Origin of the sequence: Mucilaginibacter segetis, from assembly GCF_016522075.1 — a bacterium.
GTDB classification, from domain to species: Bacteria; Bacteroidota; Bacteroidia; order Sphingobacteriales; family Sphingobacteriaceae; genus Mucilaginibacter; species Mucilaginibacter segetis.
The window spans coordinates 829,751-846,563 of the sequence record NZ_JAEHFW010000002.1 but is presented as its reverse complement, the minus strand read 5'-3'; the positions used below and the strand labels follow the sequence as shown (position 1 = coordinate 846,563).

General features: G+C 41.4%; 16 protein-coding genes. 8 read left to right on the top strand and 8 right to left on the bottom strand.

Features of this window, described 5'->3' with window-relative positions:
• Position 1: 1 nt before the first annotated feature.
• Together I5M19_RS13465 and I5M19_RS13460 are read left to right on the top strand one after the other, a co-directional pair.
• Positions 2–748 (top strand): ABC transporter ATP-binding protein, encoded by a 747-nt coding sequence (locus I5M19_RS13465; RefSeq protein ID WP_214653060.1) that lies wholly within the window; start codon positions 2–4, stop codon positions 746–748.
• 7 nt (positions 749–755) lie between these two features.
• Positions 756–1,262, top strand: a complete 507-nt coding sequence (locus I5M19_RS13460; protein WP_200066850.1) for a GNAT family N-acetyltransferase — start codon at positions 756–758, stop codon at positions 1,260–1,262.
• 42 nt (positions 1,263–1,304) lie between these two features.
• On the opposite strand, the gene gltX is transcribed toward I5M19_RS13460, so the two are convergent.
• Positions 1,305–2,825 carry a glutamate--tRNA ligase gene (gltX, locus tag I5M19_RS13455; RefSeq protein WP_200066849.1) on the bottom strand — a complete coding sequence of 507 codons (1,521 nt, stop codon included), beginning with the start codon at positions 2,823–2,825 and terminating at the stop codon, positions 1,305–1,307.
• A gap of 156 nt (positions 2,826–2,981) precedes the next feature.
• On the opposite strand from gltX, the gene I5M19_RS13450 reads away from it, so the two are divergent.
• Both I5M19_RS13450 and I5M19_RS13445 read left to right on the top strand, forming a co-directional pair.
• A complete protein-coding gene (locus I5M19_RS13450) occupies positions 2,982–4,202 on the top strand; it encodes a sensor histidine kinase (RefSeq protein ID WP_200066848.1) in 1,221 nt (406 codons plus the stop codon).
• A complete protein-coding gene (locus I5M19_RS13445) occupies positions 4,180–4,692 on the top strand; it encodes a DinB family protein (RefSeq protein ID WP_200066847.1) in 513 nt (170 codons plus the stop codon). Before I5M19_RS13450 ends, I5M19_RS13445 begins: the two co-directional genes overlap by 23 nt.
• 48 nt (positions 4,693–4,740) lie before the next feature.
• Here the strand turns inward: I5M19_RS13445 and I5M19_RS13440 are convergent, their stop codons facing one another.
• Positions 4,741–5,424 (bottom strand): hypothetical protein, encoded by a 684-nt coding sequence (locus I5M19_RS13440; protein ID WP_200066846.1) that lies wholly within the window; start codon positions 5,422–5,424, stop codon positions 4,741–4,743.
• A 113-nt stretch (positions 5,425–5,537) separates the two neighbouring features.
• Positions 5,538–5,900, bottom strand: coding sequence for a DUF6249 domain-containing protein (locus I5M19_RS13435; RefSeq protein WP_200066845.1), 363 nt, complete (start codon positions 5,898–5,900; stop codon positions 5,538–5,540).
• A gap of 262 nt (positions 5,901–6,162) precedes the next feature.
• Here I5M19_RS13435 and I5M19_RS13430 point away from each other — a divergent pair, with 262 nt between their 5' ends.
• Both I5M19_RS13430 and I5M19_RS13425 read left to right on the top strand, forming a co-directional pair.
• Positions 6,163–6,744 (top strand): RNA polymerase sigma factor, encoded by a 582-nt coding sequence (locus I5M19_RS13430; RefSeq protein ID WP_200066844.1) that lies wholly within the window; start codon positions 6,163–6,165, stop codon positions 6,742–6,744.
• Positions 6,741–7,235: a hypothetical protein gene (locus tag I5M19_RS13425; protein ID WP_200066843.1), complete on the top strand. Its 495-nt coding sequence runs from the start codon at positions 6,741–6,743 to the stop codon at positions 7,233–7,235. The genes I5M19_RS13430 and I5M19_RS13425 overlap by 4 nt, the downstream gene beginning before the upstream one ends.
• 240 nt (positions 7,236–7,475) lie before the next feature.
• On the opposite strand, the gene I5M19_RS13420 is transcribed toward I5M19_RS13425, so the two are convergent.
• Complete coding sequence (locus I5M19_RS13420) at positions 7,476–8,087, bottom strand: hypothetical protein (protein ID WP_200066842.1); 612 nt, start codon at positions 8,085–8,087, stop codon at positions 7,476–7,478.
• A 71-nt stretch (positions 8,088–8,158) separates the two neighbouring features.
• On the opposite strand from I5M19_RS13420, the gene I5M19_RS13415 reads away from it, so the two are divergent.
• On the top strand, positions 8,159–10,702 hold the full coding sequence (locus I5M19_RS13415) for a ligase-associated DNA damage response DEXH box helicase (protein ID WP_200066841.1): 2,544 nt from the start codon (positions 8,159–8,161) through the stop codon (positions 10,700–10,702).
• Between the two features lie 294 nt (positions 10,703–10,996).
• Here I5M19_RS13415 and infB read toward each other — a convergent pair whose 3' ends face one another.
• From infB to I5M19_RS13395, 4 genes are all read right to left on the bottom strand, one after another.
• Positions 10,997–13,918 (bottom strand): translation initiation factor IF-2, encoded by a 2,922-nt coding sequence (infB, locus tag I5M19_RS13410; RefSeq protein WP_200066840.1) that lies wholly within the window; start codon positions 13,916–13,918, stop codon positions 10,997–10,999.
• 60 nt (positions 13,919–13,978) lie between these two features.
• Positions 13,979–15,214: a transcription termination factor NusA gene (gene nusA / locus I5M19_RS13405; protein WP_200066839.1), complete on the bottom strand. Its 1,236-nt coding sequence runs from the start codon at positions 15,212–15,214 to the stop codon at positions 13,979–13,981.
• A gap of 3 nt (positions 15,215–15,217) precedes the next feature.
• A complete protein-coding gene (rimP, locus tag I5M19_RS13400; RefSeq protein ID WP_200066838.1) occupies positions 15,218–15,682 on the bottom strand; it encodes a ribosome assembly cofactor RimP in 465 nt (154 codons plus the stop codon).
• 114 nt (positions 15,683–15,796) lie between these two features.
• Positions 15,797–16,216, bottom strand: coding sequence for a hypothetical protein (locus tag I5M19_RS13395; protein ID WP_200066837.1), 420 nt, complete (start codon positions 16,214–16,216; stop codon positions 15,797–15,799).
• Between the two features lie 68 nt (positions 16,217–16,284).
• Between I5M19_RS13395 and I5M19_RS13390 the strand changes: the two genes are divergently transcribed.
• Positions 16,285–16,806, top strand: coding sequence for a hypothetical protein (locus I5M19_RS13390; RefSeq protein ID WP_200066836.1), 522 nt, complete (start codon positions 16,285–16,287; stop codon positions 16,804–16,806).
• The last annotated feature ends 7 nt before the right edge of the window (positions 16,807–16,813 follow it).

The window sequence follows — 16,813 nt, the reverse complement described above, 5'->3', positions numbered from 1 at the left end:
CATGATAGAGATTAAAAAACTTAAAAAGGTTTACAATGGCGTAACCGTAGTAAACGTACCTCAGTTAGAGATTAAACAGGGTGAAAGTATCGGGCTTGTAGGCAATAATGGTGCGGGTAAAACCACACTCTTCCGTATGATCCTTGACCTTATACGTCCTGAAAGCGGAGAAGTTTTATCAAAAGGCAATAAAGTTGCCGGTGCCGAGGACTGGAAAAGCTACACTGCCTCCTACCTGGACGAAGGCTTTTTGATAGATTACCTAACGCCGGAAGAGTATTTGTATTTTATTGGCGGCCTGCATGAACAAACCAATGCACAGGTGGATGAACACCTGGCCACATTAACTGATTTTTTTAACGGCGAAATATTAAAAAAAGGCAAATACATCCGAGACCTTTCTAAAGGTAACCAGTGTAAAGTGGGTGTGGGCGCCTGCCTGCTGCAAAAACCACAACTGTTAATGCTGGATGAACCCTTTGCCAATATTGATCCGAGTACACAATTCCGGTTAAAAAACATACTGAAAGACCAGAATAAAAATCATGGTGTTACTACCATCGTATCCAGCCACGACCTAAATCACATTACCGATGTTTGCGAACGCATTTTGCTGATGGAAAAAGGAGTAATTATAAAAGATATCGCGACAAGTTCATCAACGCTGGCAGATCTGGAAGAATATTTTGGTGTAGGGCAAACTATACCTGCCAATACACCAATAATCGACGAAGAAGAAAATCATTAGAAGTAACATGCACCTGATAAGAGAAGCTACCGCCGCCGATGCCGATGCTATAGTACAAATAGCACAACAAACGTGGTGGCCTGCATACTCATCCATATTAGCAAAGGAACAGATCATTTTTATGCTTGATGAACTGTACGCCAGCAAAAAAATAACAGAACAGTTGCAAACCCGGCAGCAAACTTTTTTATTACTTATAGAAAACGGCCTGACGGTCGCTTTTGCTGCATATTCTCCCCGGGCAGAAGACCCGGATATTTATAAACTGCACAAGCTTTATTGCCTGCCGGTTACGCAAGGCAAGGGTTATGGCAGAACACTTATAGAAGCCGTAGAAGAAAAAACCAGGGAAGCGGGTAAATCTCTGCTCGATCTAAACGTGAACCGCTACAATAAGGCCAAAACATTTTACGAAAAAATGGGCTTCACGGTAATTTACGAAGAAGACATCCCCATTGGCCCCTATTGGATGAATGATTATGTAATGCGCAAAGAGCTAAAAAACGAGCAATAATATCGCTCATTTTATATACCGAGGATCCTTAGCCCCCAGTAATTAAGCGGTAAACACTTCTAACGCTTTATCTATCCTTCTCAACGTTTCCGCCTCGCCTAAGAGCGATGCAATATCAAACACATGCGGCCCGAACTTACCTCCCACCAGCATAATACGGAAAGGCAGCATTACCTCGCCTAATTTTAAACTCTTTTCCTCGGCCAGAGCCTTAAAACGGGCTTCCAGATCGTTAGGTTCAAAAGTTTCGGAGTAGCTTAAAGCGTTCTTCAACTCAGTGAAAAATTCAGTTTTTGATAAGGTCCATTTGGGTTTAACAGCATTAATATCGTAGTCGACGGGCATTTTAAAGAAATATCCTGCCTGCTGATAAAAATCAGCAAGCAAAACACAGCGGTCCTTAACGGTATCTATTATTTTAATCAAATAATCCTCGTTGATAATAGTGATCCCCTTCCCGTGAAGTACTTCGGCCACTTTAAGCTTCAGCTGATCTGCAGATGAGTTCTTTATCCATTCCGCATTATACCACTTGGCCTTTTCAAAATCAAACTTAGCACCGGCCTTGCTTATGCGGTCTATGGAGAATTTTTCTACCAGTTCATCCAGCGTAAAAATTTCCTGGTCGGTGCCATCATTCCAGCCCAGCATAGCCAGCAAGTTTACAAAAGCCTCAGGCAAAAAACCCAACTCGCGAAATCCCTGGGTAATTTCCCCTGTTTTTGGATCGGTCCAACTCATGGCATATACCGGAAAACCCAATCTTGCACCATCGCGCTTGCTCAGTTTGCCATGCCCATCAGGTTTTAATATTAATGGTAAATGCGCCCATTGCGGCATTTCGTCCTTCCAGCCTAAATATTCCCAAAGTAACAGATGTACCGGTGCTGATGGCAACCACTCCTCACCTCGGAAAGCGTGTGTTATTTTCATCAGGTAATCGTCAACCACAACGGCCAAATGGTAGGTGGGCATGCCGTCAGCTTTTAATATCACCTTATCATCAACCTGCGCTGTCTCAAAGCTCACATATCCCCGAATCATATCATTAAAGCTGATGGTTTCATCATCGGGCATTTTTATGCGTATAACATGCGGAGTTCCGTTATGCAGCAGTTGCTCAACCTCATGCATGGGCAAGCTTAAAGAATTACGCATACTCATTCGATGCGCATGCCCGTACTGGAAATTGGCAATATCCTTTCGTTTCAGATCCAACTCCTCCGGGGTATCAAAAGCATAATAAGCATGCCCCTGTGCTATTAGTCGTTCGGCATATTCCCTGTAAAGAGGCTTACGTTCGCTTTGTCGATAAGGCGCATACGGCCCGCCAACTACGGGGCTTTCATCGGGCTTTAAACTGCACCAATTCAAACATTCCAATATATATTGCTCGGCACCTGCTACATAGCGGCTCTGGTCGGTATCTTCGATCCTTAAAATAAAATCGCCACCGTGCTTTTTCGCAAACAGGTAGTTAAACAATACGGTACGCACTCCACCTAAATGTAAACCACCGGTAGGACTTGGCGCAAAACGGACTCTTACTTTTTTTTCTGACATTACCCCGCAAAGATAGGGTTTAGCAGGGTAGTGCAAAAGCTGTAATGCTTTTTTACTAACCGCAGATATTCGGCGCTTTAATTATATGTTGCCGCTAATTCACACTAATCACATTTTTATGTAATTTGGGCCAACATTAGGCGTTTTCATCAGTACATGAACCCATATCAACAAAAGCGACGCTGGAAATATTCGCTACTTGCCTTTGCGGTAGTTATTGCCAGCGGGTCATTATTTTACACAAGTTACCTCGCAAAAAACATTGCCCAGTCGGAACGTACACGCGCGCAGGTATGGGCATTAAGTATGAAACAGCTGGTTAACACTTATGATAACGATTTCCTGAATTATGTTATAGCGGTACGCGACAGCCTAACTGTACCGGCAATTGTAACTAATGATAAAGGCGAGATTAAGTATTACCGCGGATTGGACCCAGGGAAGACACTAATGAAACTTTCGGCTGCGGAGCTTAAACAAAAAAAACAAAAATATGACTCGTTGTATTTTCAGAATGAGCTGGAATACATGAAAGGGCAGCATGAGCCTATAAAATTAACCGTATTGAATGAGCCATGGTTAGTTTATTATAAAGATTCGGACCTGCTTAGCCAGCTAAAAATATTCCCTTACATTCAGCTGTCGGTTATTGCCATATTCCTGATGGTGGCTTACACGGCTTTCAGCTCTTCCCGCAAATCAGAACAGAATCAGGTGTGGGTAGGATTGGCTAAAGAGACCGCCCATCAATTAGGTACGCCCATTTCTTCGTTAATGGCCTGGATAGAATTGATAAAGAGTAAATTCAATGCCGATGATGATCCGCTGATGGCTGAGATGGAGAATGATGTAAAAAGACTGGAAATTGTAGCCGACCGGTTTTCCAAGATCGGCTCAAAACCAAAATTAGAAGAACACGCGGTTTACGATGTAGTAAAAGACTTTGTTGATTATTTTAAAGTGCGTGTGAGTGAAAAGATCAGCTTTGAACTTTCGGGGAATAGAAATTTAGTAGCCGGATTAAATATTCCCTTATTTGATTGGGTATTAGAGAACTTATTAAAGAATGCAGTAAATGCAATTGAAGATACCGGCAGTATAAAAGTTGAAATAAGTGGTAACCGCTTAAAAAAACAGGTATTTATTGATATCACCGATACCGGAAAGGGGATACCCCGTTCTAAGTTTGATACCGTATTTCAACCCGGGTACACTACCCGTCAGCGTGGATGGGGCTTAGGTTTGTCACTTACCAAGCGTATGATACAAAATTACCATAACGGGCAAATTTTTGTGCGTGACTCCGAGGTAGGAAAGGGAACAACGTTCAGAATAGTATTAAAAAGTATTAAAGATGATAAACAAACCGCAGCCTGAAGAATACCCTGAATATGCAGCACCCTATGTATCGCTTGTACTACCAGATAATGTTTTAGACCTACTGACAGATTTGCAGGAATCGAGCTACATTTTTTTCAGTAATCTAAGCGATCAGCAAGCCGGTTATGCTTATGAAGAAAACAAATGGACTGTTAAGCAGGTGCTTGGTCACATGATTGATACCGAACGTGTATTTGGATACAGAGCATTCTGTTTCTCGCGCGAGCGAACCGAATTGCCTGAATTTGATCAGGATGTATATGTAGAAAACGCTCACTTCAACACCCAAACCATACAAAGCCTGGCCGAAGAGTTTAAAGCTGTCCGTGCATCAAATCTTTATATGTTCAGGGACTTAAAATCCGACCAATATTTAAATAGCGGCATTGTAAATAATTATAAAGTAAGCGTAAGGGCATTGATTTATATGATTGCCGGCCATGAGTTGTATCACCTAAAACTCCTAAAGGAAAGATATTTATTATAAAAAAAGCGGCTTATATTAAAGCCGCTTTTTAATTAGGTGTAAATTTGGTTAGTTATCCCAACGAAATCTGCGTGTTTTATAGGCATCCCTGTCGTTCGCTTTAATGGTTGCATAAACCGTAAATTCGGATGCTATGGGTTTATTATCATACATGCTCGGAACCCAGTCAATATCAAATTTATTATCAACTTTTAAGGTTTGCTCAGGAGTTGCCTGTTTTCCTTTTATATACCTAACTGTATAATTTGCATTGCCTTTAGCATCAATATGAGCGGTTATCTCCGCGTCCAGATCAGCTTCACTAACTATATTAGCTTCTCTAGCCATTAAGGATGAGTAATAATCTATCGGGCACAACGGCAACGGTACCGAAGCTTTTTCTTTCACCTCGGCATCCTTAGTCAATATGTTAACCGCAATGTTTTTCAATGAATTAGGATCTACATACCCAATCTTTTTATCATTATAATCGTAGCTCATGGTTAATTTATTTTGCGTATTAAAAAAATACCATGTGCCTGCACGCTCATCATTTTTGTAATATCCTTTTAAAAACAAACCGTCGTTTTTTAAATTCTTTATATAATAAGCACCATCCTTAGTGTGTCCGTTGTCTGCAACAGCGTAAACTAACTGGGTAGTATCACTCAGTTTAACATGTTTTTCTTCCTTTTGCGCGCTTGCGGCAAGGCATGTACCAACAAGCAAAGCAGTTAATAATGTGTTTTTCATGATCATAAGTTTAATAATATAAAGATAACTAAGTTTTTAATAGATATCCAAATAAAAAAAAGCGGATAATATGTAACATATTATCCGCTTTTTTATCTGATAATTCCTTCTTTTTATTGTAGATCACTATTCTTATTATACAGTTCCTTTTTTTCTATCCGGTAAGATAACACCAGACCCGATCCGCCGAATAAGGCTATAAGGGCAAAATAAATTGCGGCATTATCGTCCATGGTACTAACAAAAACGGTACGGTCTAATAAATAGGCTAAAAACAAACCTAAACCCGCGCCTATAAGTAATAAGCCCCATTTTAAATTCTGATAAGGCGCTGGTTGGGTTTTATAACTTCTGGGGTCCATTCCTCTTTCGATCATCGCCATGCGTTCCCGGTTCCTGATATAAAAGATTCCAAACACCATTGCAAAAAAACCTAAGGAGATCAAAATCGGTATTAATATTCTTGCGTCGTTCATAATATGATATTTTTTTAAAGTGAATAAATTTTGTTGTTAAGCCACCAATTACTGATGTATTTGTAACCTATGACAACAACTTTTTCGATCAGGTTACAGGCTGATCGAAAAAATAATACTAAGGCTATTCTTTTCACATTACAATCCTGTATAAGTGTATTTATTGCTACTTTTAATAAGTATTGTTGCTTCCGGTTTCCTGAACCTAATTTTCAATATTGTTGTAACCTTAATCATCCAGTTGTAGTCAGAGAGATTGTATATGCAAAGCAAGCTTTCAGATATTGAGTTGATAGAACAAACATTGGCAGGCAACCAGTCGGCATACGCCGATCTGGTAAAGCGGCACCAGCGCTTTGTTTTTACCCTGGCAATGCGTTTTGCAAAAAACAGGGAGGATGCAGAAGAAATAGCACAGGATTGCTTTATAAAAGCTTATCGCTCACTCGCCTCTTTTCAGCGGCAGTCAAAGTTCAGTACCTGGCTATATAGTATTGTTTATACCACCGCCATGACCTTTTTGCGAAAAAAGCGTATTGATACCTCCTCTATTGATGACGAGGCTACTTATATACAAATAGAAAATAAACCGGGGACATATGATGTTAATAATATCGAAAATAAATCAAGGTCATACTATCTAAATCAGGCTATAGAACAGCTATTGCCTGATGATGCGGCCATTATTACCCTTTTTTATAAAGGTGAGCAATCTTTAGAGGAAATAGCACAAGCTTTAGGGATAGAGGCCAATACCGTTAAGGTAAAACTATTCAGGGCGCGCCAGCGTTTAAAAGAAAAGCTGGAGCGCAATTTAAAACACGAAGTTAAAGAGCTGATATGAACAGTATAGAAGAAAAACTTTGGAATTATATTGATGGCAACTGCTCAATAGATGAGCATAAAGCCATTGCTACGCTTATTGCTAACAATGAAGCATATAAAAGCAAGTACAATGAATTGTTATTGCTTAACAACGAATTTACGGGCATGGAAATGGATGAACCACCAATGGCATTTACCTATAAAGTGATGGAAACCATCCGTACCGAAAATGCACGGCAGCCATTAAAAGCAGCTATTGATACGCGTATTATTTTAGGCATATCAGCATTTTTTATCATTACTGTTGCGGCATTACTGGTATTTGCATTTAGCACCGTTAACTGGACGGCCGGCACAACCATTAAAACACCTGAATTAATAAAACTCCCTGCAATTAAAAGCTATTTTACAGGACCGTTAATAAAAGGCTTCCTGTTTTTTGATTTAGTGATGGGTTTGTTTCTGCTGGATAATTACCTCAGGAAAAAATCAGGTTTAAAACATCATTAACAGATATACACGAGTGTCTAATTTTACTGACACTTTGCCTTACCATACTATGTTTGCATAATTTAAACAATACAAATATGGCTTAAAACCCTGGAAGATAATGAGTTTAAAATAGTTTAACCATATATTGTTATTGGTACAGTATTTGTATTAAATAATACGGACCGGTAATCTTACCGGTTAATTGTGATAAGGTTTAGGTTGAAAGTCTCCCGACGCAAGGTTGGGAGGCTTTTATTTTTAATGCATATTTATATAAGCTGACGGAGAACCACCTGCATTATGAACCACTATACTTTTACATTCCTTAGTAGCTGTATCAATCTCGAATGAAATCCCCTTATCTGCGGCTGTATACACATCTACCGGTTTACCTTTAACCTGATAAGTTTTCAATTTTTTTAACGGATAATATTTTTCAATATCTGTCAGTTTATCACCCACGCTTATAGAGTCGGCGGTTTTAAACACCGGTGAAGTGACCATTATCTTTGTTATATGCGCAATAGCTTCATCGTTACCACCCATGTTATGATGCGCAAATACGCTGGTCTCATAGCCCGAGGTATCATGGCCGGCATACCACGTCATCAGTACACTACCCATGGCGGCATCCTGTTTATCGGGTTTACCTAAAACTTTAATTACACTATCTGTCGGTTCATTCAATAATATATGGCCTATGCTTTTTCCTGGAATTATTAACTGGTCTTTTGCCACTACTTGTGTAGTGTCGGCTTGGGTGCTATCCGGTACTTGCTCAGTTGCGGCAGATGATGATGACGTTTTTTGTTTACACGAAAATATGGCTACCGTAAATAGCAGTAGTATTAAATATCTATACCTGTTCATTTTATCCTGACAATTTATTTTAAATTACACTTTACATAATAACTAAAAACAAGCTAATTTGTTAGTTCAGCATGATTTCAAAAGGCGAACAAGTTATCAGGGAGTGGTACCGGCAAAAAAACTGGACCCAGTTTGCCTTTCAAAAGGAAATGGCGGATGCTTACCTTTCCGGCTTTTCGGGTTTGCTTAACGCGCCTACCGGCAGCGGCAAAACATTCGCGCTTTTTTTACCTTTTTTAGCTGATTTCATCAACAAACATCCTGAAAATTATACTACACAAAAAAATAACGGACTGCTTATGCTATGGATAACCCCTTTGCGGGCGTTAACCAACGACATAAAAAAAGCTATGCAGGAGGTATGTAACGACATTGGTTTACCCTGGACCATCCTCACACGCACGGGAGATACCTCAGCAGCTGATAAGGCCGCGCTGAAAAAGAAATTACCCGAAGTATTACTTACTACGCCTGAGAGTCTGCACCTGATGCTGGCCCAGAAAGAATACCCTAAAATGTTTCAAAATCTGCAGGTAGTGGTGATAGACGAGTGGCACGAATTGCTGGGCACTAAACGAGGTGTGCAGGTGGAGCTAGGATTAAGTAAGTTGAAAACCCGCTCTCCCCTCGGAGAAGGTTGGGGAGGGCTTAGAATTTGGGGGATAAGTGCTACCATAGGCAATCTGGAGCAAGCTGCTGAAGTATTATTGGGGAATGATTTTCCAGCAGAACGGATAAAGATGGTACGTGCTAACCTGGATAAAAAACTGGATATCCGCTCTGTTATCCCCGAAAATATTGAAAACTATTCATGGGCGGGGCATATTGGTGTAAAGCTGCTGCCACAAGTAATGGAAATAGTAGCACGCAGTAAAACCACACTTATATTCACCAATACACGTTCGCAGTCGGAGATATGGTACCACGCCATATTAGATAATTACCCCGAGTACGCCGGAGTAATGGCTATGCATCACGGGTCGCTTGACAATGAATTGCGCAACTGGGTAGAGCAGGCCCTGCATGCCGAAGCTTTAAAAGTAGTGGTTTGCACCTCGAGTTTAGATCTGGGTGTAGATTTCCGGCCTGTGGATACCGTTGTGCAGGTAGGGAGCCCTAAAGGTGTAGCACGCTTTATGCAACGCGCGGGCCGAAGCGGGCATCATCCCGGAGCGGTTTCCAGAGCTTATTTTGTACCTACCCATTCATTGGAATTACTGGAAGGTGCCGCCCTTAAACAAGCTATAAAACAGGGGGTATTTGAAAGCCGGGATCCGATGCTGCTTACTATGGATGTTTTGATACAGTATATGGTTACGCTGGCCGTATCTGATGGTTTCAGAGCGGATGAATTGTACAGTGAAGTAAAATCGACTTTTGCCTTTGCCGATCTGCGGCGTGATGAGTTTAACCAATTACTCGATTTTATTACCAATGGCGGTAAAACACTGGCTCAATACGATGAATTTTTAAAGGTAGAGATAGAGAACGGCTTATATAAAGTAAACAGCCGAAGAGTTGCTATGCGGCATCGGCTAAGTATAGGTACCATTACCAGCGAGTTAAGTATTCGCGTTAAATGGTTAAGCGGAGGCAGCTTAGGTACTATTGAAGAGGGTTTTGTGGCCAAACTAAAACCCGGCAATACCTTTTGGTTCGCGGGTCGAAGCCTGGAGTTTATACGGGTTAAAGAGATGACCGCCTACGTAAAAAAATCAAATGCCAAAAAGGGCCTGATACCCAGTTGGGCGGGCGGGCGTATGCCTTTATCATCGCAACTATCGGCGGTGTTCCGTGATAAACTGGACGAAGTTGCACATGGCATTGAACAGGATATAGAAGTAAAAGCCCTTAAGCCCTTGTTCGATCTGCAGGCGCAATTATCGCATTTGCCACAGCGTCATGAGTTTTTAATAGAATCATTTAAATCGCGTGAGGGACATCACCTGCTGTTTTATCCTTTTGAGGGGCGGTTGGTACACGAGGGGATGGCTTCATTACTGGCCTATCGCATATCTAAAATAAAACCCGCCAGCTTTTCTATCGCCATGAATGATTACGGCTTTGAGCTTTTGACCGATGAGGACATTCCAATTGAAAAGGCATTAGAAGATGTGGCATTTTTTTCAATAGAGAATTTACTGGACGATATACAGAGTAGTCTTAACTCCAACGAGATGGCCCGCAGGCGTTTTCGGGATATTGCCCATATTGGCGGATTAGTATTTACAGGTTATCCCGGGCAACCGGTAAAAAATAAGCATCTGCAAGCATCTACCTCATTGCTGTTCGAGGTTTTTAATGAATATGAACCTGATAACTTATTGGTACGGCAGGCTTATAACGAGGCGCTGGCCTTTCAGCTGGAGGAGTTCAGGCTTCGGGCCGCATTGCAGCGGATAAGCACCCAAACCATTGTTTTAAAAACGATAGAACGCCCTACACCCTTCGCTTTCCCCATAATGGTAGATAGTCTTGGCCGCGAACGCTTAACTACCGAAACAATGGAGGAACGCATAGCCAAACTGGCACGCAATTATGCCGTTGATGATACCGAAAAGTTGCCCAAAACCAGAAACAGGAAACCCGGCATTACCCGAAAAAAAGGATTTTAAACCTGCATATAAAAAACATCGAATACAAGTCATAACGGGCATTTTCTAATTTCCGCCCTGAAGATATGCGAGTTTTTTTTACCATTGAACGGTTTTTTAGAGGTAACAATTTTTAGGTTTTTACTGCTGGATACCCATTGAGCGGTAATAAAAAATAAAGCGTTTTTGAGGCATTTTCCTTATATACAATATACAAAAAAGTAGCGAATAAATCAAGTAAATAACACTACAAAAACCTCTTAAATAAAAAATGGACGGGGTTACCGTCCATTATATTTTATTTGCGTTTACTTATTACAGCTTACGCTTAACTTCTACATTTTCGTAGGCCTCTACAATATCACCTACTTCTATATTGTTATAGTTGGCAATATTTAAACCGCACTCGTAACCTGTACTCACTTCTTTTACATCATCTTTAAAGCGTTTTAATGATGCCAGCTCGCCGGTGTGTATTACTACACCATCGCGAACGATACGTATCTTGCTATTACGGTTTATTTTACCATCTAATACCATACAACCTGCGATAGTACCTACCTTGCTTATTTTAAAGGTTTCGCGTATCTCTACGTTAGCTATTATCTTTTCTTCAAACTTAGGCTCAAGCATACCCTCCATCGCCGCTTTTATTTCATTAATAGCGTCGTAAATAATAGAGTATAGCCTGATATCTATTTGTTCAGCTTCGGCAAGTTTACGGGCGCCGCTTGATGGCCTAACCTGGAAACCGATAATGATCGCATCAGAAGCGGTAGCCAGCAATACATCCGATTCGGATATCTGTCCAACTGCTTTTGATATAACGTTAACCTGTATCTGTTCGGTTGATAGTTTAAGTAATGAATCGGACAAGGCTTCGATAGAACCATCCACGTCACCTTTAACAATAATGTTAAGCTCCTTAAAGTTACCCACTGCCAAACGACGGCCTATCTCATCAAGCGTGATGTGTTTTTGTGTACGTAAACCCTGCTCGCGTTGTAATTGTAAACGTTTGTTAGCAATTTCGCGTGCTTCGGGTTCGCTGTCAAGTACGTTAAACCTGTCACCAGCTGTAGGAGCACCCTGCATACCCAACACCTGTACCGGTGTTGAAGGACCTGCTGAATCTACCCGCATGCCACGTTCGTTGGTTAACGCCTTAACGCGACCGCTGTAGCAGCCCGCCAATATAGCGTCACCTACTTTTAGTGTACCTTCCTGCACCAATATTGTAGTTACAATACCACGGCCCTTATCAAGCGCGGCTTCTATTACTGTACCAACGGCACGTTTGTTAGGGTTAGCTTTAAGTTCAAGCAATTCAGCTTCCAGTAATATCTTCTCTAACAGCAGATCAATATTTAAACCTGTTTTGGCTGATATTTCCTGGGTTTGATATTTACCGCCCCACTCTTCAACCAAAATATTCATGGTTGATAACTGCTCGCGTACCTTATCGGCATTAGCTCCGGGCCGGTCTATTTTGTTAAAAGCGAAAATAATAGGAGCACCTGCAGCCTGCGCGTGGTTTATGGCCTCGCGGGTTTGCGGCATCACACTATCGTCAGCAGCAATAACTATAATTACTATATCCGTTACCTGGGCACCCCTTGCACGCATGGCGGTAAACGCCTCGTGACCCGGTGTATCCAGGAAGGTTATTTTTCCTTTTTCTTCAGGCAAGGTTACTTCGTAGGCACCAATGTGCTGGGTAATTCCTCCGGCTTCACCGCCAATAACATTTGTTTTTCGAATAAAATCCAACAATGACGTTTTACCATGGTCAACGTGTCCCATTATGGTCACGATTGGTGCGCGTGGTATCAGATCTGCCGGATCATCTTCTTCCTCCAGATTCGCTTCCTCATCTTGTGGTTTTACAAACTCCACCTGATAGCCAAACTCGTCAGCAACAATGCTTAAAGTTTCAGCATCCAAGCGCTGGTTAATGGATACGAACATACCCAAACTCATACAGGTGGAAATGATCTGCGTTACAGATACATCCATCATCAGTGCCAGTTCGTTAGCGGTAACAAACTCGGTAACTCTGAGCACTTTTGATTGCAATTCCTGTTCTGCTGCCAGTTCATCGGCATTCGCGGCCACATCGTCACGTTTTTGCCTGCGGAACTTAGCACGCTGAGCAAACTTACCTGACTTACCGGCACCGCTTAAGCGCGCCAGTGTTGCCTTAATTTGATCTTGTATATCTTTTTCTGAAGGTTCTTCCTTAGGACCAGAAGCGTTTCTGCCCCTGAAATCCGACCTGTTATTCCCTCCCGGGTTATTTGGCCGGTTCCGGAAATCCGGACGATTAGGATTAATAGTTCCGCTTGGCGGAGCTTGTTGCCCACCCTGCTGGTTATCCTTCCGCTTACGTTTTCGTTTATGATCGGATGCGTTACCTGAATTAGATGACGAGGCTACGGGGTTACGTTTTGGCGTACTTGGCAATTGTATTTTACCTACTACATTAGGGCCTGAAAGGCGTTGAGCCTTTGCCCGTATAACTTCATCATTTTCCTCTTCGCCCTGTTCCTCTGCTGCAGGTTTTTCGGCCACAGGAGGCTTAGCTTCCGCAAGCTTTTCTTCTGCTGTAGGTTTTTCTTCCTTAGCCGGCTCCGCGACTGGCTTTTCGGCAACCGGTTCTGCCACCTCTGCTTTAGGCGTTATAACTTCCGGCTCCGGTGCAGCTTGTTTAACCGGCTCTTCTTTTGCAACAGGCGCAACAGCTTCTTCCTTAACTGGCTCAGGCTGCTTTGTTTCGGCAGGCTTGGCTGCCGCTTGCGGCTTAGCATTAAGGTTATTAAGGTCAATTTTACCAACAACCTTCACACCCGGAAGCGATTCGTTAGGTTCTTCGCTTTTAGGTTTTTCAGGTTCAACAGGCTTTGGCTTTTCAACAGGGGCCGTAAAATGCCCCGTATTCTTGATCAGTATCTCCTCGTTCTCAAATTCACGCGAACGCCTGCTTTCAATAGGCTCCGGCAATTGAACGGTCTCTTCCTTCCTGATCTTACCAATGCTTATCTGCTTGGCCTCCTCCTTAATAATCTTATCAACAGCAAATTCCTTCAAAAGCACTTCGTACATATCGCCGTTTAGCTTGGCGTTAGGCTGCTTATCAACCTTATAGCCTTTTTGCGCTAAAAAATCAACGATTGTACCCGTGCCAATGTTCAGCTCTTTGGCTGCTTTAAATAATTTTATGGATTTGTCTTCTGACATTTAATATTCTTTTCTCTGCTAATTATCGCAAAAATACGATTTTAATTTTGGTTATTCTGTTTATTCGAACTCAGCCTGTAGAATTGATAGCACTTCTTTTACTGTTTCTTCTTCCAGATCGGTACGTTTAACCAATTCACCAACGGATAATGCCAGTACCGACTTGGCGGTATCTAAGCCTATCCGCTTAAATTCATCAATTATCCAGCTATCGATCTCGTCTGAGAATTCTTCAATATCCACATCTTCGTCATGTTCATCTGCTTCGCGGTAAACATCTATCTCGTATCCGGTTAGTTTACCTGCAAGCTTAATATTATGCCCGCCTCGGCCAATTGCTAATGAAACCTGATCGGGCTTTAAGTATACCGCCGCGGTTTTCTTTTCATCATCCAGCTTAATAGATGTTATTTTAGCCGGAGATAGGGCACGCTGTATATATAACTGAATATTGTTAGTGAAATTGATCACATCAATATTCTCGTTCTTCAGCTCGCGTACAATACCGTGTATACGTGATCCTTTCATACCTACGCAGGCACCTACCGGATCGATACGATCATCATACGATTCTACCGCCACCTTGGCTCTTTCGCCAGGTTCGCGTACAATTTTTTTGATGGTAATAAGTCCGTCAAATATTTCGGGCACTTCCATCTCAAATAAACGCTGTAAAAACTCGGGGGCTGTACGCGATATAATGATCTTAGGATTACTGTTCAGCATATCCACCTTACTTACCACCGCTCTAACGCTGTCGCCTTTTTTAAAGTAATCAGCCGGTATCTGTTCGGTTTTAGGTAGCAGCAACTCATTACCCTCATCATCCAGTATCAGCGTTTCCTTTTTCCATACCTGGTAAACCTCGCCGGTCACAATTTCGCCTACACGATCTTTATATTTCTTAAATATTTCGTCTTTCTCCAGTTCCAGAATTTTTGAAACCAATGTTTGGCGGGCAGCTAATATGGCACGGCGGCCAAAGCTTTCCAAAGTAATCTGTTCAATATATTCATCACCTACTTCCAATTCATCATCCAGGGTAAGGGCCTCGGCCAGCTCAATTTCCAGGTCATCATCCTCGCTAAAGCCATCTTCAACCACCTGGCGGGTTCGCCAAATCTCAAGGTCACCATTATCTGTATTAACAATTACGTCACAGTTTTCATCGGTGCCGTATTTTTTCCTGATCATGCTTCTGAAAACGTCTTCCAGAACGCTCATCATGGTGGGGCGGTCAATGTTCTTGAAATCTTTAAATTCCTGAAAAGAATCAATTAAATTAATATTGCTCATCTTCTACTTGAATGATATTAAAACTTTTGTCTCTGTTATTTTATCTGTAGGGATAGTGCTTTCAACAGTTTCAGCCTTTTTCCCTTTTTGTTTTATTTGTTCTGCTATGGTTATAAAATCATCACCGGCCTGCAATAACTCGCCCTCGCGTTTGGTACCGTCGCTCATTTTAACAGCTAAACGGCGGCCTATGTTTTTTGCATATTGCCTTTTTGATGTAAGCGGTGTATCTAACCCCGGCGATGACACTTCCAGATTATAAGCGGTCTCTATCACATTCTCCTCTTCCAGATGGAAGCCCACGTGCCTGCTTATTTGTACGCAATCATCAATACCTACACCGTTATCGCCATCAACAAGCACTACCAGTTTGCCGTTAGTGTGCATTTTTACATCTACTAAAAACAAGTTTGGCTTATCGGCAATTTTTTCTTCTACCAGCTCCGTTACTCTTTTTTCAATATTCATTACCGTTTAGTTTTTGCTGAATGATAATTTGATTGATAAAATAAAAGAGGGGACAAACGCCCCCTCTTTTTTATTTCAGATGCAAATGTAAGTATTTTTTTTAATTACAAAGGCTTATTGCTTAAAAATCAAATCAATAAAATGCGTTTTTCCGGGACTGGCACTGCCTTTTAAATAATCGCTTAAACCAAGCCCTTCTCCTAAAAGGTAATACCGTACAAAATATTCCTGTTTTTTTACAAAGGGGGTATCGGGTGTAAAAACCACCGCACTATCATTAAGGCGGTAATTACCCGGCTGTACAGGCTGGTAGGTTTTCATATCCGTATCGGCAGGCATCCGGTAAACCGGGATAAAACTTTGCCATACTTCATCAGATGAATCGCGCGCTATCTCCTGCATCACCGCTTTATCTAACCCGGTAAACTGCAGCGACTGCCCCTTGTTTATTAAGCCTATATGAATAACCGGTTGCTTCTTAGATGATGTACAACCAAGCCCCAATAGAACGATAAGGATCAAAAATTTATTCATAATTTAAATTGACGCTTTTTTTGGCTTTTTTCAAAAAATTAACAGAAATTGCCTGAAACCTTACCACAATGACCTTTAAAAGTTTTTGGACTATAATAATCAAAATGGCCGGTTTATATATTGGCTGGCAAATTATTATATCTGTACCTCAACTGATTAGTGTTTTTCAATCGAGTTATAGTCGCGATAATTACGAGCAAATTACAGGATTCGTATTTCTCTATGGCTTGCAGATCGCCATTTATTTGTGTTTATCAATTATATGTTTATTTAAAAGCAGTTGGTTTGTTAGCATCCTTCGGCTCGCAGAGGATTTTAGAGAACCAAATCTCCAGTTAAATTTGCACCGGGCTTCAATTATAAAAGTGATTGTCATCCTGTTAGGCGGTATAATGTTTTTAAACGGATTTCCCGGGTTTTGCGCCAACCTTTTAAGATTTTTACAAACAGACAATGGCCATGCTTTTTTTACACACCCCCAATTTCCCTGGCTGGTATTCTCAGGCCTGGAATTACTTATAGGTTACTGTATGATGGCTTATAGCAGCACTTTTGTAACCTTTATAGAATTGCAAAGAAGAAAGAGTTAAGTAATAC